This is a genomic window from Mongoliitalea sp. (assembly GCF_054166905.1).
Genome location: NZ_JBSZCK010000047.1, coordinates 37,119 through 58,316 on the forward strand (window position 1 = coordinate 37,119; position 21,198 = coordinate 58,316).

The 21,198-nt window shown below is 40.2% G+C and carries 12 protein-coding genes; 9 read left to right on the forward strand and 3 right to left on the reverse strand.

What is annotated here, in order from left to right; genetic code table 11:
- Window positions 1–10 precede the first annotated feature (10 nt).
- From gatA to ACXIUD_RS18170, 9 genes are all read left to right on the forward strand, one after another.
- Window positions 11–1,441 carry an Asp-tRNA(Asn)/Glu-tRNA(Gln) amidotransferase subunit GatA gene (gene gatA / locus ACXIUD_RS18130; protein WP_458054065.1) on the forward strand — a complete coding sequence of 477 codons (1,431 nt, stop codon included), beginning with the start codon at window positions 11–13 and terminating at the stop codon, window positions 1,439–1,441.
- A gap of 11 nt (window positions 1,442–1,452) precedes the next feature.
- The gene (locus ACXIUD_RS18135; RefSeq protein ID WP_458054066.1) at window positions 1,453–2,850 is read left to right on the forward strand and encodes a transglycosylase SLT domain-containing protein; all 1,398 of its coding nucleotides are present in this window, start codon (window positions 1,453–1,455) and stop codon (window positions 2,848–2,850) included.
- A gap of 71 nt (window positions 2,851–2,921) precedes the next feature.
- Window positions 2,922–4,028 (forward strand): DUF4837 family protein, encoded by a 1,107-nt coding sequence (locus ACXIUD_RS18140; protein ID WP_458054067.1) that lies wholly within the window; start codon window positions 2,922–2,924, stop codon window positions 4,026–4,028.
- Window positions 4,029–4,052: 24 nt separating this feature from the next.
- A complete protein-coding gene (locus tag ACXIUD_RS18145; protein WP_458054068.1) occupies window positions 4,053–6,323 on the forward strand; it encodes an NADP-dependent malic enzyme in 2,271 nt (756 codons plus the stop codon).
- Complete coding sequence (gene ruvA / locus ACXIUD_RS18150) at window positions 6,320–6,919, forward strand: Holliday junction branch migration protein RuvA (RefSeq protein ID WP_458054069.1); 600 nt, start codon at window positions 6,320–6,322, stop codon at window positions 6,917–6,919. Before ACXIUD_RS18145 ends, ruvA begins: the two co-directional genes overlap by 4 nt.
- A gap of 89 nt (window positions 6,920–7,008) precedes the next feature.
- Window positions 7,009–14,172, forward strand: coding sequence for a T9SS outer membrane translocon Sov/SprA (gene sov, locus ACXIUD_RS18155; RefSeq protein ID WP_458054070.1), 7,164 nt, complete (start codon window positions 7,009–7,011; stop codon window positions 14,170–14,172).
- A 53-nt stretch (window positions 14,173–14,225) separates the two neighbouring features.
- Entirely contained in the window at window positions 14,226–14,603 is a 378-nt protein-coding gene (gcvH, locus tag ACXIUD_RS18160) for a glycine cleavage system protein GcvH (protein WP_458054071.1), read from the forward strand.
- Window positions 14,593–14,985: a VanZ family protein gene (locus tag ACXIUD_RS18165; RefSeq protein ID WP_458054072.1), complete on the forward strand. Its 393-nt coding sequence runs from the start codon at window positions 14,593–14,595 to the stop codon at window positions 14,983–14,985. The genes gcvH and ACXIUD_RS18165 overlap by 11 nt, the downstream gene beginning before the upstream one ends.
- A 66-nt stretch (window positions 14,986–15,051) precedes the next feature.
- Window positions 15,052–15,726: an energy transducer TonB gene (locus tag ACXIUD_RS18170; protein WP_458054073.1), complete on the forward strand. Its 675-nt coding sequence runs from the start codon at window positions 15,052–15,054 to the stop codon at window positions 15,724–15,726.
- A gap of 29 nt (window positions 15,727–15,755) precedes the next feature.
- Here the strand turns inward: ACXIUD_RS18170 and ACXIUD_RS18175 are convergent, their stop codons facing one another.
- From ACXIUD_RS18175 to ACXIUD_RS18185, 3 genes are read right to left on the reverse strand one after another with little or no spacing between them, the layout of a single operon-like run.
- Window positions 15,756–16,634 carry a YicC/YloC family endoribonuclease gene (locus ACXIUD_RS18175; protein WP_458054074.1) on the reverse strand — a complete coding sequence of 293 codons (879 nt, stop codon included), beginning with the start codon at window positions 16,632–16,634 and terminating at the stop codon, window positions 15,756–15,758.
- Window positions 16,635–16,650: 16 nt separating this feature from the next.
- On the reverse strand, window positions 16,651–20,070 hold the full coding sequence (locus ACXIUD_RS18180; protein WP_458054075.1) for a biopolymer transporter Tol: 3,420 nt from the start codon (window positions 20,068–20,070) through the stop codon (window positions 16,651–16,653).
- 48 nt (window positions 20,071–20,118) lie between these two features.
- Window positions 20,119–21,162: an NAD(P)/FAD-dependent oxidoreductase gene (locus ACXIUD_RS18185; protein WP_458054076.1), complete on the reverse strand. Its 1,044-nt coding sequence runs from the start codon at window positions 21,160–21,162 to the stop codon at window positions 20,119–20,121.
- Between the last annotated feature and the right edge of the window lie 36 nt (window positions 21,163–21,198).

The following is a 21,198-nucleotide window of genomic DNA, read 5'->3' on the forward strand; positions in this document are numbered from 1 at the left end:
TATTTTGATTTTGGAAAAATTTCTTTCTTTTGACGATATACAAAAATCGCTGGAGAATGGGGAAACCTCTGTAACCGCGATTGTAAATTATTATCTCCAAAACATTCAAACGAAGGCGCACCTCAACGCCTTCGTTGAAGTTTATACGGATTCAGCCTTAGCTCAAGCAGCTGCGGTGGATCAAAAAATTTCGGAAGGCAAAGCAGGCCGATTGGCAGGCATGGTTATCGGTATCAAGGATGTATTGGTTTACAAAGACCATGAGGTCAATGCCTCAAGTAACATTCTCAAAGGCTTTGTTTCTCAGTTTACTGCTACAGCTGTGCAGCGCTTAATCGACGAAGATGCTGTGATCATCGGGAGATTAAACTGTGATGAGTTTGGTATGGGTAGTTCCAATGAAAATTCCAGCCATGGCAAGGTATTGAATGCTGCAGACGAAACCCGTGTGCCAGGTGGTTCATCGGGAGGTTCTGCTGTAGCCGTTCAAGCCAACCTTTGCACAGTTTCTCTGGGAACTGACACAGGTGGGTCAGTACGACAGCCTGCAGCTTTCACGGGACTTGTGGGCATCAAACCAACCTACTCCAGAGTATCGCGTTGGGGTTTGATTGCTTATGCTTCTTCATTCGATACCATCGGAATTTTTTCACGCAATGTCAGAGACAACGCACTCGTCATGGAAATCATGGCTGGGCCTGATAATTTTGACAGTACTTCTTCAAAAAAAGCTGTTCCTCCTTACAGTCAATTTTTACACTTTGACAAGCGTGTAAAAGTAGCTTATTTGAGAGAAACCATCGAATCTCCGGCTTTGCAACCAGAAATCAAGGCCAATACCCTAGCCTTGTTAGAAAAGCTTAAAAACGAAGGTCATGAAGTTGAAGAAGTAGAGTTCCCTCTATTGAAGTATGTACTTCCCACTTACTACATTCTGACGACAGCAGAAGCAAGCTCCAACCTATCTCGTTTTGATGGCGTAAAATACGGTTATAGAACCAGCGGAGCCCATAATTTGGAAAGTATGTACAAAAAAACACGCTCTGAAGGATTCGGAGAAGAGGTAAAAAGAAGGATCATGTTAGGAACCTTCGTTTTGAGTGCAAGTTACTACGATGCTTACTTTACCAAAGCTCAGAAAGTTCGAAGATTAATTAAGGAGTTTACGGAAAATTTATTGAATAAATTTGACTACATTGTTATGCCGACTACGCCTTCTACAGCGTTTAAGTTTGGGGAGCACAGCAATGATCCAGTAGCCATGTATTTAGAAGATTTATTTACCGTGCAAGCTTCTGTTTCTGGAGTACCAGCCATTTCTATTCCAAATGGAAAAGATGAAAAAGGCTTGCCAATCGGTATTCAAATTATTGCCAACTCCTTCAAGGAAGCAGAGCTTTATGCTTTTGCAGACTATTTAATGGATATTAATCAAGCTTAAATTCAACGCGCATGAAAAAATCTATCTACCTCTTCGCCTTGACATGGTTTACCGTTGTCTTGACAAGTACAGATACTATTCATGCGCAGGAATTATACAGTTTCAATGAGATTGGCCTAGAGGAGCCATTATTACAGCCTGTATACAACTACGATTACATTCCTGATTTCACTTACGAACAAGTAGCTAAGCGCGTGCGCTCCATGGAGACTAGTATGCCTTTCGAATTGAATGAGCGGGTATTTGCCTTCATCAATTATTTTGTGGTAAGAAACAGGGATTATACTCGTATGGTCATGCAGCGACAATACACCTATTTCCCGCTTTTTGAGGAGATTTTAGACGAGCACGATATGCCAGATGATATCAAGTATTTGGCAATCATTGAATCTGGCTTAAATCCAAAAGCAAAATCCAGAGTGGGCGCCATGGGTTTATGGCAGTTTATGCCAGCCACAGGTAAAATGTATAACCTCCATGCAAACCGTGATATTGATGATCGCATGGATCCAGAAATGTCGACTGAGGCAGCTGCCAAATACTTAAAATCCCTTTATCGCATGTTTGGGGATTGGGAGGTTGCCTTAGCGGCTTATAATTGTGGTCCTGGAAATGTGCGTAAAGCAATCTCTAGATCAGGCGGTAAGCGCACATTTTGGGAAATCTATAATTGGCTTCCAAGAGAAACTCGCAGTTATGTTCCTCAAATCCAAGCCATGATGTATATTTTTCGTTTTGCCGATGAACATAATCTTGCTTTGGAAAATCCGACCTTCCCTATTGCTTACGACCGCATCAAATTCAATCAGGAAATTGATCTAGAACAACTTGCCCAATTGGCAGATATATGCTTAGGTGATTTGGAAGCATTGAATCCATCCATTCAAAATAAACTTATTCCAAGCAGCAATAAACATATGGCGGTGAGAGTTCCAAAAACCAAATCCACCTATATCACAGAAAATAAAACCCTGTTTAAGGAAGCCATTGAGTTAAAACCTGAGCGAGCAGTAGCCCTTCGTACCTCCACACCAGTAAATACAACTGCTGTAGCTGCCTCCACAGCCGGACAGACAAGAATTGCATACAAAGTGCGCTCAGGAGATGTCTTGGGGAAAATTGCCTCCAATCATGGTACCAGCGTACAAAACATAAAAAATTGGAATAATTTAAGCTCAAATACCATTCGTGTTGGTCAGACATTATACATTTACACTAACCAAGCAACGAATACCAGCATTGCCGACAATTCACCCAGCGGCAGTCCTAAATTTTACACCGTTCAGCCAGGTGACTCTTTATGGACAATATCGAGAAAATCCAATGGTTTAACAGTGGAACAAATCAAACAATTAAACAACTTACAAAACACTACCATCAAGCCAGGTCAAAAATTAATCATAGGATAAACTAAAAAAATAGTAAAAAACTTTTTATTCCTCGGTTGATTTTTTACCTTAGAGCGGTAAACTAGTGTCTTATGAAAAAAATCCTTAGTATATCCAGTTTGTTGAGCCTATTCTTAATGATGGGCCTATTGAGTGCATGTGAACCTGAAGGTGAGGGAGGCTCTTCCTCTACTAAGCCAAAAGCAAGAGGTGCTATTGGTGAAATCATTTTAGCCATCGATTCTGCTAAATGGGAAGGTCCTGTCGGCAAAGCGTTGAAGGAAGTTTTTATGGAAGACCAAAAGGGGCTTATTCGTGACGAATACCTTTTTGATGTCCGCAAAGTTGACCCTAGAGGAATGACTAGAATCCTCAAAATGGCCACAAACATTATCTATGTGACCACATTTGACGATAGAAGTTCCGCCAGTCAAAATATCAATGCCACGTTTACTAAAGAAGCGAAAGAAAAAGCTGCAGCAGATCCAAGTTTATACATGTTACGAAGCAAAGATGAATTTGCGCAAGGACAAGAAGTGGTGTATCTCTTTGGAAGAGATGAAGAAACTTTAATTCAAAATATCAGGGAAAATAAAACCAGATTACAGAATCTTTTCCAAGTGAGGGAAAGAGCCCGATTGGAAAAAATCCTATTGTCTCGTAAAAACTCTGCCGCAAAAGTAGCTGGTAGAGAATTTGGATTAGAAATCAATGTCCCGGCATCTTATCAAATTGCCAAATCAGACAATAATTTTCTTTGGTTAAGACAGCCAACTCCCCGAAGTGACAAGCCGGATATTAGTCTGTTTTTCTACAGCACAGACTATACCTCAGAGGATCAAGTATTTCCACAAAATGTATTGGCGCTAAGGGAAAGTATAACCAAGCAACACATCTATGGAGATCCTAGCAATCGCAACTCTTACATTGTCACCGAACGCGTAGATCCAAGTCCCGTCTTTAATAACTTCAAAATAAATGATAATTTTGCGGTCGAAATCAGAGGAGGATGGAAAACAAACAACCTTAGTATGGGCGGTTCGTTTTTAGGCTATTTACTGGTGGACAATGAACACGGCAAAATGTATTACATGGAAGGCTTTGTGTATTATCCAAATGAAGCACACAGAGAAGCTATCCGTGAAATTGAAACTATCTTGCTAGCGACAGAAATCTCCAATCAGTTAGCAACAGATTAAGAAACTATCAAACAATAAACCTATATGGCAATTAAAATTCGTAAAGAAGACGCCCTTAATTACCACACCCAAGGAAAACCCGGAAAAATCGAAGTGGTACCAACGAAACCACTTTCCAGCCAACTAGATTTGGCTTTGGCTTATTCACCAGGAGTAGCAGAACCCTGTCTTGAGATTAAAGAAAATAAGGAAAACGTATACAAATACACCTCCAAAGGTAACTTGGTTGCCGTTATCTCCAATGGTACAGCTGTATTAGGTTTGGGAGACATAGGCCCTGAAGCATCTAAACCTGTCATGGAAGGTAAAGGTGTTTTATTCAAAAAATTTGCCGGTATCGACGTATTTGACATCGAAATAGATGAAAAAGATCCAAAGAAACTGATTCAGATCATCAAGTCCCTTGAACCAACCTTTGGCGGTGTCAACCTGGAAGATATCAAAGCTCCAGAATGCTTCGAAATCGAGACTACCCTAAAAGAGGAAATGAATATCCCTTTGATGCACGATGATCAGCATGGAACAGCTATCATATCCGGTGCTGCCTTATTGAATGCCTTGGAGGTAGTGGGTAAAAATATTGAAGACATTAAGCTTGTGGTTAATGGTGCAGGTGCATCCGCTGTTTCTTGTACGCGCTTCTACATGAGCTTAGGTGTAAAGAAAGAAAATATTGTGATGTGCGATCGCGACGGTGCTATCCGTGCAGACCGTGAAAACTTGGATGATATCAAAAGGGAATTTGCTACTACCCGTGATGTCAATACACTTACAGAAGCATTGATTGGTGCAGATGTTTTTCTCGGCTTATCAGCGGGTAATATCATGCAGCCAGAACAAATCCAACAAATGGCTGATAATCCAATTGTGTTTGCTTTAGCTAATCCAGACCCTGAGATCGCTTATGACCTTGCTATGGCCACAAGAGATGATATCATCATGGCTACAGGACGATCCGACTATCCGAACCAGGTAAATAACGTATTGGGTTTCCCATACATCTTCAGAGGAGCTTTAGATGTAAGAGCTACAGCTATCAATGAAGAAATGAAATTGGCTGCTGCCAAAGCTATCGCAGAATTGGCAAAAGAACCTGTACCTGAAATTGTCAACAAAGCTTATGGGAATCAAAAACTTTCCTTTGGTAAATTTTACTTGATTCCAAAACCTTTTGATCCTCGCTTAATTACCACCATTGCTCCAGCTGTAGCCAAAGCTGCTATGGAATCAGGAGTTGCGAAATACCATATCACGGATTGGGAGTCTTATGAGTTAGAATTACAGGAGCGTATCGGAATCGATCAGCGCTTGATGCTTCGAGTAATTACCCGAGCTAAAAAAGATCCAAAACGCGTAGTTTTTGCTGAGGCTGACAATGTGAAAATCTTGAAGGCAGCACAGCTTCTCTGGACGGAGAAAGTGGCTATTCCGATTTTATTGGGTAACAGTGAGAAAATTGACAGATTGATCGAAGAGCATGGCCTTGATTTATCTGGTGTGACCATCATCGATCCATTTAAAGAAGAAGAAAAACTTCAGCAATACGCCAATATTCTTCATCAAAAACGTCAGAGGAAAGGTTTAACTCCAAGAGAGTGTCTACGTCTGATGAGAGACCGCAACTACTACGGTGCCATGATGGTGGAATTAGGAGAAGCAGATGCACTTATCTCTGGTTTAACCAAAGATTATCCAAAAACTATCCTTCCTGCATTACATGTGATTGGTGTGAAAAAGGGAACCGACCGTGTAGCAGGTATGTATATCATGAACACCTCCAAAGGTCCTTTCTTCTTCTCTGATACCACTGTAAATGTCAATCCAAATGCAGCTCAATTGGTAGAAATTATTGGTCTCACTGCCAAAGGTGTAAGATTCTTTGATATTGAACCGCGGGTAGCTGTATTGTCCTACTCTAATTTCGGTTCTGCTAAAGGAGAAATCGCCAGCAAAACAGCTGAGGCAACTCTTAAGGCAAAAGAAAAATATCCAAATCTCATTATTGAAGGGGAAATGCAGGCGAATGTGGCTTTGAATGAAGAAATTCAGCGAGAAAATTATCCTTTTTCTTCCTTGATCGGTCAAAAGGCAAATACGTTGATTTTCCCTGATTTAAGTTCCGGAAATATCGCCTACAAGTTACTCTCCGAACTAGGAAATGCAGAAGCAATCGGTCCGGTACTATTGGGAATGAACAAACCTGTACATATATTACAGCTTGGTAGCTCCATCAGAGAAATCGTAAACATGGTGGCTATCGCAGTAGTGGATGCACAAAGTCAGGAACAATTATGATCGCCTATCTCAAAGGAAAATTAGCTTATAAAGACCCAACGTTTGTAATCATTGATATCAATGGAATTGGATATCAAGTAAAGATATCCTTACAAACATATTCAAAGATTAAGGATGAGGAGCAGGTGATGCTCCTCACCTTTTTACATATCAAAGAGGACGCACATACCCTCTATGGATTTAAAGAAGAAACAGAAAAAAAACTTTTTTTACATCTCCTCTCAATTTCAGGAGTTGGACCTAATACAGCCTTGATGATTTTATCCTCCTTGAGTTCAGAAGAACTAGAAGTTGCCATTATTCAGGGAGATGTCAGAGTGATTCAAGGAGTAAAAGGTGTAGGCGCAAAAACCGCACAACGGATTATTTTAGAACTCAAAGACAAAATAGGAAAAGAGACGAGTTTGGATACTACAAGTCTTGGAAAAGGATTTGATGTATCGCATACGAATTTGAAAGAAGAAGCGTTACAAGCCTTGGTAACTCTTGGTTTCCCAAAAGCTGCCGCCGAAAAAAATATTGCGACTGTACTCAAAAAAACAGGTTCAAATATTTCTTTGGAAGAATTAATTAAGGCATCTTTAAAGACAACTTAACATCTCTTAACATTTCGAGTCTTTTGCATTACCTGAATTTTTTTTTGAAAGACAGCTTATCCAAGCACCCAACAATACCACTAGTATTGATGGCATGTTTATTATTGTTTATTTCCACACCCAGTCTTTCCCAACAAACAAGCAATGACAGCCTGAATATCAGTAGAATAGATTCAGTTGAACGCGTAAGAATCCAACTACTAGAACAAGCTCGAAGAGATTCTATTGAAAGAGCTGCCCTGGAACAAGCAAGACTCGATTCTTTGGAAAGAAGAACCCGAATTCCTTCTTACCTCTTATGGCCTACGTATAGAACGAATCCTTTGTTTCCAAATACTAACCCCTATAACCCAAGTTATTCACCTTTTTACCCGAATCCTTCTTTTGATCAACGCGTCCGGGTAGAAATGGACTCTACCCTGCAATACAAAATTCAGGACGAGTTGGACAGTACTTCGGTCAATCAAGGGGTGATGTATGACTTTGATGAATTTTCCAGAATTCAGGAATATAAAATCAGGCAGGAATATTGGCGCAGTAGATCTAGGGGAAGAGATGGAAACAGTCCTGTAGGTGGATGGGATTTAATTCCACCATTGGTGATGACACCTGAGTTTGACAGGCTGTTTGGAGGAGATGAAATCAATATTGTTCCCAATGGATTTGTCAACTTAGACTTAGGAGGAATTTTCCGGAGAATTGATAATCCAGCAATTCCTATCCGACAGCAACAGAACGGAAACTTCAATTTCAATCAGCAGATCCAAATGGCTGTCACTGGAAATATTGGAGAAAAGATACGGTTAGGAGCCAACTTCGACTCCAACAATTCCTTTGACTTCCAAAACCAGTTGAAGTTGGAGTATAATGGTTTTAAAGAAGACATCTTAAAGTCAGTTGAAATCGGTAATGTAAGCATGCCTGTTCAAAACAGTTTAATTCAGGGAGCTCAAAATCTCTTTGGAGTAAAAACTCAAATGCAGTTTGGCAATCTCTTTGTCACAGCCGTAGCTTCTACCCAACGAGGCAGAAGAGATGAATTGGTATTGGAGGGTGGCACGCAAGGAAGAATGTTTGAAATCCAAGGATCTCAATACGATGAAAACAGGCACTTTTTCTTAGCGCATTTTTTCAGAGATAACTACGAGCGTTGGTTAAGAGGCTTACCTCAGATTCTTTCAGGTGTTAATATTACCCGGGTGGAAGTCTATGTAATGAACCGGGCAAACAATACCGAAACCCTCAGAAACTTCATGGCATTTATGGACTTGGGTGAAGGCAGAAGGCTTTTCAATCCCAACAACCCCAATATAGGTCAAGGTACACCAAATGCTCCTGCAGGTAATAATGCTAACCTACTCTTCAGAAATTTGAGTAATAACCCTGCCTTCAGGCCCTTCGATACAGGTTCTGGAGCAATTGAAAGTAATTTAAATATCATTCGGGGAGTAGATTATGAACAAGTTAATGGTGCAAGATTGCTTGCACCTTCTGAATTCACTTTTCATCGTGAATTAGGGTATATTAGCTTAAACAGAAGATTACAGAATGACGAGGTATTGGGAGTTTCATTTGAATACACCTTCAACGGTCAGGTTTTTAAGGTCGGTGAACTATCTGAGGATTATCAAAGCAGACCCGCCAATGAAGTGATTTTCTTAAAAATGCTTCGTCCGGCAAGGATCAATATCCGAATTCCTACTTGGGATTTGATGATGAAAAACATCTACAATCTTAATGCTAATCAAATCCAACAAGATGGTTTCCAATTACAGGTAATCTATAGAGATGACCGCACAGGCTTGGACAACCCTACCCTCTTAGAAGGTGAAAATGTAAGAAACAGACCGTTGATTCGCTTGATGGGCTTGGACCGGTTAAATCCTCAAAATGACCCTGCACCCGATGGGAATTTTGACTTTATCCCAGGCATTACAATTTTTCCTGAAAGGGGATTGATTGCTTTTCCTGTACTCGAACCTTTTGGCCGAACACTGAGCGATTTATTCCTACCAAACGAAGCCAATTTGGTTGATCGGTATGTTTTTGACACGCTCTACCGAACTACTTTGGCTGATGCAGAATTGGTAACCCGTTTGGATAAATTCTTTATCAAAGGTCGGTTGACAGCAGGTTCTGCCTCAGAAATATTGCTTCCAGGCTTGAATATTTCTCCGGGTTCTGTCATCGTATCAGCTGGTAACATTCCGCTAACTGAGGGTGTAGACTTTACTGTAGATTATAATATTGGTCGGGTGAATATCATCAATGAAGCGATTTTGCAATCAGGCAAACGTATTACCATCAGTTTTGAAAAAGCAGACCTTGTTTCTTTCCAAACACGGAGTATGCTCGGAACACGATTGGATTACATGGTCAATCCCAAGTTAAATGTAGGGGGTACCTTCCTTTACCTCAATGAACGACCAAACATTACAAGGATTGCAGTTGGTTCGGAAACACTTCGGAACAGTATGTGGGGTTTAGATGCCAATTTCAATGATGAGTCCCGCTTCCTAACAAAATTGGCGGATGCTTTACCATTTACGAATACCAAAGAAAAGTCCATAGTCCAGTTTAGTGGGGAATTTGCCCAATTACTTCCGGGGACTTCTGTCAGAGTCCAAGGTGAGCCTGCTATTTACATCGATGACTTCGAAACAGCGATCACCCCATTTGGCTTAGGTAGTGCTGCCGCTCAAACTTGGCATTTGGCAGCGACTCCACGAACGGATAACAATGCCTTTGATTTGAGTGATCAAACGGAAGACCGCCTAGGAAATGCCTACAGAAGAGCAAAAGTAGCTTGGTATAATATCGACAATATTTTCTACAGAGAAGGAGGTCCTGGAGTTCCAGGAAATTTAAACCGAGAAGACAGGCAAAACCATTATGTACGAAGAGTAATTCCACAAGAAATCTTCCAACAGCGTGACCGAGATCAGATTATTGTACCTGAACCACTATTTGAATTGGCTTACTTTCCTCATGAAAGGGGTATGTACAATTATAATCCTGGCTTAACCACCAATGGATTGTTACCAAATCCACGTCAAAATTATGGAGGAGTAACAAGGGCGATCACCACCGAGGTTGATTTTGACAGAACCAACATTGAGTACATAGAATTTTGGTTATTAGATCCTTTTATTGAGGGACAAAATGGTCGTGTGTTGGATGGTATTTTTAATCAAAACAATACAACGGGTGGTACTTTACGATTTAATTTAGGGGAGATATCAGAAGATGTAATCAGGGATGGTAGGCATGGATTCGAAAATGGACTACCAGCTGATGGAAATCCGCTTGATGCCAATACCACCGAATGGGGCCGAATCACTAGAAACCAATTTTTACTACCTGCATTTGATAATTCTCCCGAAGCTCGAGCCAATCAAGATGTGGGGTTGGATGGTTTACGAAATCAGGACGAAGCAGAATTCTTTCGAGATAGATTCATTAACCGACTCAATGTCAGTCAACAGGCTTTACAGGAGATTATCCGTGATCCTTCTGCTGATGATTTCAGATATTACCTAGATGAGCGATTTGATCAAGAAGACGCTAAAATCTTGGAAAGACATAAATTCTTCAATGGTATGGAAGGCAACACCCCGGTTGCAGGAAATGTCAATTTAGGCTTTACGCCTGCTGGGTCCAACTTGCCGAATAATGAAGACTTGAACAGTGACAACACCATCAATGAATTAGAGGCATACTATGAATATGAAATCGATCTTCGCCCAGGGCAATTGGAAGTAGGTCGAAATTACATTGTAGATAAAGTAACCACTGTCCCTATCAATGGGCAGCAAGTGGACTGGTATTTGTTCCGTATTCCTATCCGTACCCCTGATCGTGTTCAGGGAGACATCAGCGGTTTCAAATCCATCCGATTTATGAGAACCTACCTGACTGACTTTGAGCAACCAGTGGTACTACGTATGGCCAACTTCCGTTTGGTAGCCAGTCAGTGGCGTGTATTCCAAGAGTCCTTATTTGAAAGAGGTTTCTTTGAAATCCCTGAACCTGATAATTCCAACTTGGTAGTAGGTGTAGTGAATATTGAAGAAAATAGCCAAGGTGGTCCTGGCCAAAGCCCATACGTACTTCCTCCGGGAATTGTACGGGATAGAGATAACTTGGCCGCAGTGGAACGTCAATTGAATGAGCAATCCCTTCGTTTGTGCGTGGATAATCTTCAAGCTAGAGATGCCCGAGCGGTGTTTAAGAATGCCAACTCATTAAACTTAGTACAGTATGAGCGTCTTCGCATGTTCTTCCATGCAGATTCTGATGATGCACAGGACGGTGAACTGACCGCATTCTTGCGATTAGGGACGGATTATACAGATAATTACTACGAAATCGAAGTGCCGTTATTAATTACACCAAGAGGCACACGAAACCCGCGTGATATTTGGCCTTTAGAAAACGAAATCGACTTGGCCATTTCTGAAATTGTCGGCGTAAAAGTAGATCGGGATGCTCAGCGGGTACCTTTGAATTTGGCCTTCACTCAAGATATCAGGCAATACAAAGTAACTGTTGTGGGTAGACCTGAACTGAGTCTTGTGCAAGCCTTGATGATCGGTATTAGAAATCCAGGTGAGACAGGCACTGCCTCTCGCTCCGTATGTGTTTGGGCCAATGAACTCCGTGCTACTGGCTTTATCCAATCCAGTGGATGGGCAGCCAATGCTATCCTAAATGCACAAATCGCTGATGTGGCAACCATTTCTACATCCATCAGACACAGTACCGTTGGTTTTGGGGGATTGGAGACCCGTCTCTCTCAAAGAAGCTTGGCAGATATGACTCAGTATGACCTGTCTGCCAATGTAAGCGTGGATAGATTACTTCCAGAAGGCTTGAATGTAAGCATTCCGATGTATGTCAGCTTGGAAAACTCCATCATCCGACCAGAGTTTGATCCGTTAAATCCTGACGTTCCTCTGGACTTGGCCTTAAGCAAATTTGAAACAGATGCCGAAAGGGCAGCCTATAGGGAATTAGTGCTCGATCAGGTCAGACGAAGGAATATTGGCTTTTCCAACATACGGAAAAATAGAAACCCTAATGCCAGTGGCGCACCAAAATTATGGGACATCAGTAATTTCTCGGTTTCCTATGCCTATGGATCTATCCGTCAAACCAATATCAATACAGAAAGCTATGTCTTCGAAACCTATGTAGGAAACTTAGCTTATGTGTATCAGCCCAAGCCATTGGTATTGGAGCCATTTAAAAATGCGGAATGGCTTGGTGGAAGTAAATTCAGTTTGATTCGGGATTTTAACTTCAACTTTGTTCCGAGTTCGGTAGCTGCTAGAGCAGATTTTGATCGGAGATTTATGAGGACCCAATTCCGAAATGACCAATTGGGAACTGAAGGTGTAGATCCGTTTTTACAAAAGAGTTTCTTCCTCAACAGGACTTACAATGTCAATTGGGATTTTACCAAAAATTTGCGGGTAGATTTCTCTAGTAGAGTTTTAGCTGTGATTGATGAACCTGAAGGTGATGTGGGAAGAGATATTGCAAGAGACTCTATTCTAGTAAATCTTCGGAACTTTGGACGTCCAACCAATTACAGCCATAACCTGAATGCCAACTATAAAATCCCATTGGATAAAATTGAGGCAACGAATTGGATCAATGCCAATTACCGCTATGCTGCGAATTATGCATGGCTAACGGGTGCGATAGGTCAGCGAGATACCTTAGGGAATGTTATCCAAAATACTAGAGAGCAAACGCTAGATGGTAAATTAGATTTTGTCAAACTGTATAATAAAAATGCCAAAATACGGGCACTCAATGCTCCTAGAAGACCAAGTATCCCAGGAAGATCCACGGTAAATGCTGAGGATACCATTGGTACTCCATTTACCAGAAGGCTACTCAAATTTGTAACAATGGTCAAAGACGTCAACTTCCGCTATTCCTTAGTAGAGGGCACCTTCTTACCAGGCTTTATGGAAAATACAGGATTGATGGGCTTAGATCGTAGCTTCATGAATCCGGGATTTGGATTTATTTTTGGAGCCCAAAACCCAGGTCTCCGTAATGATTTTGCAGATCGGGGAATCATGGCCCCAAGTCCGGAGTTGACCCAGCAATTCCGCCAAAACATGACAGCAAATATCAATGTGAATGTACTCGCAGAACCATTTAGAGACTTTAGGATAACCTTAGAAGCACGTAAACGGGAGACAGGTGAATATGCCGAAATTTTCCGAGCCTCAGAGGAGTTTCCTGGTCAATTCAATTCTCTAAGCCCCAATAGACTCGCAGGCTATAGCATTACTTATTCTATTATCCGAACCACTTTTGCAAGAGATGATCGAAATAATAACTCCCCTATCTTTGATCAGTTTGCAAGAAACCGATTTATTATACAAGACCGATTGAATGCAGCCAATCCTGGAGGTGAATTTTCTTCAAATGGTCAAGATGTAATGACTCTTGCTTTCTTGGCTGCCTATTCCGGACGTGATGCAAGTACCATTGAGTTAAATCCATTCCCTCAAATTCCAATTCCTAACTGGAGAATTGATTACAAAGGGTTATCTAATATTCCTGCATTAAGGGAGTACTTCTCTAGCATTAATATACTTCATGCTTACAGGTCAAGCTATGAAGTAAGTAACTTCAGTAACTCACTTTTGTACAGGGATGGACTAGAATTGTTTAACCGTGTAAGAAACATTCCAGGAGCCACCCTAACCAATGAATTTGGGGAGTTTATACCAGTATTTATACTCAATCAGGTTATTCTTACGGAAGGGTTTTCTCCATTGGTACAAGTAGACCTCTTAACCAAAAGCAGGCTTAACATCACTATGGAGTATAATACAGAACGAAACTTAGGCTTGAATTTCTCCAATGCACAAGTAACCGAGCAAAGCAGTAGAGACTTTGGTTTTGACTTAGGGTATACCAAAGCTGGGGTTAAAATTCCATTTAAAATCCAAGGAAGGCAGGAAGTATTGAAAAATGACCTCCAAGTACGTATCAATACCCGAGTAGTCGATACCCGTCAAATCCAGCGAACATTAGAAGAAGGATCTACTGTGACGAATGGAAACCTCAATTTACAAATCAAACCAACCGTCAGCTATATTATTAATCAAAACTTAAACATTCAGATTTATTTTGATCGAATTATCAATGATCCACGAGTGACTACTGCCTTCCGTAGAAGTTCTACTGCCTTTGGTGGACAATTACGATTTAATTTAGCACAATAGGTTTTTAGATTTGTTTTATCCTTGTATTTTTGACAACCTTAAAAAAACCGAATATGAACTTTCCTCAAGAATTGAAGTACACCAAAGACCATGAGTGGGTACGAATCGAAGGCGATGTTGCAACTATTGGCATCACAGAATTTGCTCAAAGAGAATTGGGTGATATTGTGTATGTAGAAGTAGAGACCGTTGGTGATAGCATTGCTGCTGGAGAGGTTTTTGGAACTGTGGAAGCAGTAAAAACTGTTTCTGACCTCTTCATGCCATTGGAAGGCGAAATCATTGAATTCAATGAGGAACTAGAGTCTTCCCCAGAATTGGTAAACGAATCTCCCTACGAAAGTGGTTGGATGATCAAAGTTAAAATCTCAGGAGATCTTCCTGCGGACTTATTGAGCTCTGAAGAATATAGTGAACTTATTGGGGCTTAATCAACAACAAATCAAATTTTATGCAGCAGTAGGTTGGCTCATCATTGTCAACCTATTGCTTCTTACACCTGGCAATAACCTCCCGAAAGGGCCTTCTATACCCCATTTAGACAAAGTCGCACATGTTAGTGTTTTTGCAATACTCACATTCCTTTGGGCCCAGGTTGGAACGGTTGATGCGCAAAAAAAAATCATATGGAAAAAATTATTGACTAATTTATTAGTATTTACAATAATTTTTCCTATCTTTGTTGAGTACGTACAGGCCTATGTTCCAAACAGGTCATTTGAGTATGAAGACATTGTTGCCAATTTGATTGGCGGGACAATTGGGTTTATTGGTTTCATAATTTTATATAAGGTCAAACCTTCGCTTGTATAATTGAAAATTAATAACTACAATTGTTATTCGTAACCGTGAAATTATTAACCTTTATAAAGTACAACCATGGAAGCTAAAAAGACGCCACAAGCGGATTTATCCAAGAAATCAAGCATGTTCTTGAACTTGGGACTTCTAGTCAGCGTTGGTATCGTTCTGTTTGCTTTCGAATACAAGTCATACGATGACAGAAATTTGAAAGATTTAGGGCAGCTAGACGTTGAAATAGAAGAACTACTAGACATCCCAATCACAGAACAACCACCACCACCACCGCCACCAGTGGAGCAACCTGTCATCCAAGAGATCCCAGATGAAGTGGAAATCGAAGAGAAAATCGAAGTAAACTTTGACGTTGACGTTAAAGAAGAAACGGTCATCAGAGAAGTAGTTATTGCTGATGCTCCAGTAGTAGAAAAAGCAGACGAAATCTTCGACGTAGTAGAAAATGCTCCTGAATTCCCAGGAGGTATGGAAGCTTGGTATCAGTATTTACAGAAAAATCTTAAATACCCAACTCAAGCGCGAAGAATGGGTATCGAAGGTACTGTATACGTAGTATTCGTTGTAAATACCGATGGTTCTATTCAAGATGTAGAGTTATTGAGAGGTATTGGAGGAGGCTGTGACGAAGAAGCTATTCGTGTAGTGCAGAATGCTCCGAAATGGACACCTGGTAAGCAAAGAGGTAGACCTGTACGAGTTCGTATGAGACTTCCTGTGAGATTCAAACTAGGATAAAAAAAGAGGGGTTTAAAACCCCTCTTTTTTTATAGAATATTTAATGCTTGCTCTTTGATTTTTTCGAGCTCATCTTTCATGATAACTACTGATTGCTGCATCTCCGCATCATTTGCTTTCGATCCGATTGTATTGATCTCTCTTCCGATTTCCTGGGAGATAAAGCCTAGCTTTTTACCTTGATTGACTTCCTCTAAAAGATTTTTTTCAAAGTAGTTCAAGTGCATTTCCAATCGGACAATTTCCTCGGTAATATCAATCTTCTCGAAGTAGTAAATCAATTCCTGCTCGAATCGATTTTGATCAAAGCTATTTTCCTCTAACCAATCTTTGAAGTTATTACGAATTCTTCCACGAACACGTTCTTTACGAATGGGATCCAAAACCTTTACCTGTTCTAGATTCTTCCGAATGATGTTCACATTGGAAAGAAATTTCTCTTGAAGGGAGTATCCCTCATCCATTCTAAACTTATCACAGTTGAGCAAGGCTTGATGAATTGTACTTTTTAGGGTATTCCATTCATCCTCAGAGGAAGACTTCTCTACCAGCGATGTCATTACATTGGGTGATTGTAAAGCTAACTTGAAAAGGTCTACAACCTCCACCCCACTCCTTTCACCCATTTCCTGGTACTTCAGAACATAGGATTGAAATAATTCATGATTGAAGGAAACAGGAAGGTCAACTCCTGCTTTTTGGACTAATTCTACTGAGAGATTAACCTTTCCTCGGTCTAAAACTTGACCTACCAGATTCCTTATTTCTAACTCTTTGTCAGAGTATTGACGAGGACTTCTAATGGTGAGGTCTAGAAATTTTGAATTAAGTGTTTTTACTTCTACGGTGATGATCAACTCATCACTCTCGTAAATAGCCTGGCCATAGCCAGTCATTGATTTAATCATAAGTAATGGGGGTGGCTTAGAAATTATACCCTAAGGTAACATAAAATCTCAGATTCTCCGTTTCAAAGTTCCTGACAGGTCTTGCAACATCAAGCTTACAATAATAATTCAAGAAGATCGTACGTAGGCCTGCACCATAACTTTGTAACCATGCATTACCAAAGTTATTCAACGTAATGACAAATGGAGAACCAGGAGTTCTGATAATTTCTGTATTTCGATCGTTATTTCGCTCCCATGGAGCTGCTTCATTCCAAGCGGACCCTACATCGTAGAATGCCACCATCTGGAAGTTCTTCACAAAATTAGAAGTTATGTTACCTCTGGATAGGTAGGAGAATAGTGGTAAACGCAATTCACTGGTAAAAGTGATTACATTCCTTCCACGGATTTCGTCAAAAAGGAAGCCTCTCAAATCCACAAATTCTGCAAATAGGATATTGGAGTTTTCTACACCTTCAGGATTGCGGACTGGAGATTGTTCAGGCCTATTGGCAGGTGGCGTTCTAAATTGATTGAACAACCAATTATTCATCCCACCTACTAGGTAGTTCTGTGGATTTTGACCAAAGAAAGAGCCCGCAAATACGCGAGAAGCAAAAATTATGTTTTTATGGATCTTTTGGTAATTTCTGAAATCAAGGTAGAAATTTGAAAAGGACCTTTCTCCTAGATTCAATCCCTGATAATGCCTGATACCAACCTTGCCCTTCATACCTTCCTGAGCGAAGAGGCCAATTTGCTGGGTTTTGTCCAAAACAAATTCAGCTGTCCCCCCTACATAATTTACATCCAAACGATTCCTTTCCGGAAATTGCCCCCGTAGAATGGAGTCAGGATTTAAGTTGAAATACTGCGTACGGGCCAAAAACGGAGCAGCAGTAAACCTCGCATGTACACTCACGGGGTAAGAGAAGCCAAGTTCTGCTTTATTCAAGACGTATCGTTGGAAAGTCAAATCACCTTGATTGACCTGAATTGCTCTACGGTCATATCGGAAACGTGCATCTACTCGTTGCTTCAAATATTCATATTCAAAAGAAACATCACTCCCCGATCTAAAGTCCAAAGGAGTCATAATTGAACCTCGAAATGCATGGTTATCCAATAAATCGGTCATCTCTCCATTCAATTTAATACCAAAGCCGCGTAGAGGATCTACAATCCAATCAGTATTCAAACTACTGGTGATAAATTGCTGTTCCATTCTCCTAGGACCAACTACACGCTTTTGCATACCTTGTCTTCGGAAGTTTTCTAACAAATTACTTCTAGCTGTTGTCACTTGATTTTTAGAAGCTTCCAATAAGCTGGCAGCGGATGGGATAGTATCAAAAATATAATTATCAGTATCAATCGCACCACTTCTTTCAAAACGTAAACGGTCTACATTAATACTCCCTGTTAAATTTTGAGGTATCGGTAGAGAGTCGCTTACTACAGGAGGAATAGTGTCTGTTGGAGTAGTCACAACCACCCGCTCTCCTTGACTTGCAACTCTTCCGCTCATAATATCCTCTAGCCTAACATTAAGTGTAGAGTCGGGCTTCACAGTACTTGGACGGACATTACGTTCAAACGCAGGCCGCTTCTCTTCAACTTGCGCTCGTTCTTCGGTATCCATTTCTGTTCTCCTGTTAGATATTCGCTCGGAAAGATTTTTAGCCTGCAAAAGCTGCACTCGAGGAGTACTTGGAGTAAACTGATCTGCATTGGAAAAGCTCTCTAAGATTAACTTACTTTGATTACCATCCCTTACGGCGTAGGCGATTCTGTTGATTCTGGAGCTGTAATCAAATGCTTCAATACTTTTATTAAAAGCCGAAACCTGACTCATAATCCCATTGGATATGGTCAAACGGTTCAAGTTCATAATACCACTTTGATCACTTAGGACCAAAATGTTATTACTATTCAAAACCTTAGGCTTACTATTAATATTATTTTGATTCGTCAATCGCTGCATCTGATTGGTAGTATCATTCAGATCTACTTTGTAGAGATTAAAATAATCTGGTAATAGCTTCACGTCAGGTGTACGCGTAAGCACCGAATCAGGCAAATCTGTTCGATTGGATGCAAAAATCACAGTAGAGTCATTCAGGAATACCGGATAAATGTTATCAAATACATCATTGGTCAGTCTTCTTCCCACTCCTCGTACATTGAGCGTATAAATATCTGTTCTTCCATTAGCAATGGCAGACAAAACCATATTCCTTCCAGTGGAATTGAAATCCAAGTTGAGGACTTGGGTAATATTTCGTAAGAAAATCCTGTCTTGATACGACCCATCAATCGCTCTGGAACGAAGGGTAGTAGTTCCTCTTCTGAAGGTGGCAATGGTTAAGTTTAAGGTATCTCTCCAAGCAATAACTGGTGAAGTAAGATTGGCAGGTTGGTCAGGAGTGGAAGAACCACCGGAGAAAATCGTCCGTTCTCTTCCTGAGGATATTTCCCTTACTTGAACTCTATATTTACCTCCATTATTAATCACATATGCTAAATGCTTAGCATCTGGACTGAATTTAATATCGTTGATTGCACCTGTGACATTTGGTTTGGTCACATTAATTTGATTGGATTGATTGATATCCTTAAATGAGGTAAAAACTGGTTCACTGGTAGAAATATAGAACTGTCTCCACTGCTCCTGAAATGACTTATAATTTAAGCCAATGGTATTAGCAATGGAGTTTTCTTCATTTCTATTGATCCTGCTTAAGTTAAGAATGCTAGAAATGTAGCGACGACCATATTTTTCAACAATAAAATTCCAAACCGATTGACCTACCAACGCCGCTTCTTTTTCTTGCAATCTGTGAAGCTTGATATTTTTATTTTCTTTGAAATAATGGCGGACAAAATCATCCATATCTCTACTCCAACCATAACCTATATATCGGGCGGCCCCTTCAATGTACCAATCCGGGAAACTATTGATCAAGTTTGATTGAAATGCATCCACAATAGTAGACCCGTATAGCATTTCTTCGATGATAATCTTAGAAGTAGTGAACAGGAGGTCTTTTTTAAATTTTTCCCAAGTCCCTTCAAAGGCTACTTCTCCAATCAATCGACTAAAATAGGTCTGTCCATCAATAGTGTACTCGTCTTTATTCAGGTTCAAGTTACTTTGAAGCAATTCCTCAGGTGAGTTGTAAATAAAAACCTTAGGTTTTGTGTAGGCAACATAACCGATCATTTGAGTCAAGCGATCAAACTCGCTTTCTAAAAAATCGATTGCCATTCTCGCATTATTCATCCCCCCATCGAAATAATACACCTCAAAATTATTGGAAGAGTATAAATACCATTCGATGTTTTTATGTTGAACACGATTTTTACCAAAACGATCTCTATCAAACTGAGCGAAGACCATGCTTGGAGCAAGGAAAAATAGAAGTATGAAAAGAGGTAAAGTTCTTTGTTTCATGTACCAATTACATTGACTTTTAAATATACTTAAAAAATCCACTTATGTTTATTTCCATCGGCTAATGTTCACTTCTTTTTCAGGATTCTTTCCATGAAGCAATAAATCTGTCATAACCAAGCTGAAGTACGGTGTCAAAGATACGCCTTTAGCACCAAAACCATTGAACATATAAACGCCTGAATGCTCGGGATGTTTTCCTAAAAAGGGTTTTCTATCTTTTGTGGCAGGACGGATACCTGTACGGTGTTGAATAAGCACTTTTTCTTTGGAAACAATTAATTTATCCAGCTTATCTAAGATTTCCTGCTTTGCCCGCTCAGTTGGACCGACATCTAAATCATGCCATGTGTATGTTGAGCCTACTCTCAGATACCCGTTTGGTAAAGGAATTCTGAATACCCCGCGATTGATAATTTCATCTGGAACAAAATCCTGTTGCACATCCAAAATCTCCCCTTTTACAGGAGCAAAAGGTGCGTTTTGGAAAAATTCACTTTCCATAGCGCCTAGACCATTGCAGTAGATCACTGCTTGAGCATGAATATCCTCATATACAATACCTTCACTAGAGATTATGAGCTTAGACTCTTCAAACTTACCTTCCCGATATGCATCAAGTGATATCAAAAAATCTCTGTAAGCATCCAGATACAGGGGGATATCTAAATATCCAGACATAGAAAGTAGAATACCGCCAAAAGGATTGACTACTTCCGCAAATAATGGAGCTTGATAGATTTGCTTGAAATACCTTTGAAACCCCTCCTCTCCACTATAACCCATCCATTCATTTTGCTCTTCAATAGATAAAAAAGGTCGGTAAATTGATTTTTTGTATAAAAATTTCACTCTAAGCTCTTTTTCAATTGCTTCATAAAAGGGTTCAATCACCGGAAATAATTGATCCCCTTTCCAGGTTTTGACCATTTTCTTCCCTGTAATCGGATTGTATAAGCCTGCCGCAATCCTACTACTCTTATTTTCATTTGGAAGGTCCATGACCATCACTTTGCAGCCTTCTTTAATCAATCGATATGACAGTGCTGAACCTGCCAGTCCCTGCCCAATGAGTAAAAAGTCAATTTTCATACCCAAAAATAGCTGCTTTCTTTGTTATTTTGAGCT

What these genes read in the sequence shown, in the direction of transcription:
- ruvA (WP_458054069.1), top strand. Translation starts at nt 6,320, where the DNA reads ATGATCGCCTATCTCAAAGGAAAATTAGCTTATAAAGACCCAACGTTT.
- ACXIUD_RS18175 (WP_458054074.1), bottom strand. Translation starts at nt 16,634, where the DNA reads ATGATTAAATCAATGACTGGCTATGGCCAGGCTATTTACGAGAGTGAT.
- ACXIUD_RS18135 (WP_458054066.1), top strand. Translation starts at nt 1,453, where the DNA reads ATGAAAAAATCTATCTACCTCTTCGCCTTGACATGGTTTACCGTTGTC.
- ACXIUD_RS18185 (WP_458054076.1), bottom strand. Translation starts at nt 21,162, where the DNA reads ATGAAAATTGACTTTTTACTCATTGGGCAGGGACTGGCAGGTTCAGCA.
- ACXIUD_RS18145 (WP_458054068.1), top strand. Translation starts at nt 4,053, where the DNA reads ATGGCAATTAAAATTCGTAAAGAAGACGCCCTTAATTACCACACCCAA.
- ACXIUD_RS18170 (WP_458054073.1), top strand. Translation starts at nt 15,052, where the DNA reads ATGGAAGCTAAAAAGACGCCACAAGCGGATTTATCCAAGAAATCAAGC.
- ACXIUD_RS18180 (WP_458054075.1), bottom strand. Translation starts at nt 20,070, where the DNA reads ATGAAACAAAGAACTTTACCTCTTTTCATACTTCTATTTTTCCTTGCT.
- ACXIUD_RS18140 (WP_458054067.1), top strand. Translation starts at nt 2,922, where the DNA reads ATGAAAAAAATCCTTAGTATATCCAGTTTGTTGAGCCTATTCTTAATG.
- sov (WP_458054070.1), top strand. Translation starts at nt 7,009, where the DNA reads ATGGCATGTTTATTATTGTTTATTTCCACACCCAGTCTTTCCCAACAA.
- gcvH (WP_458054071.1), top strand. Translation starts at nt 14,226, where the DNA reads ATGAACTTTCCTCAAGAATTGAAGTACACCAAAGACCATGAGTGGGTA.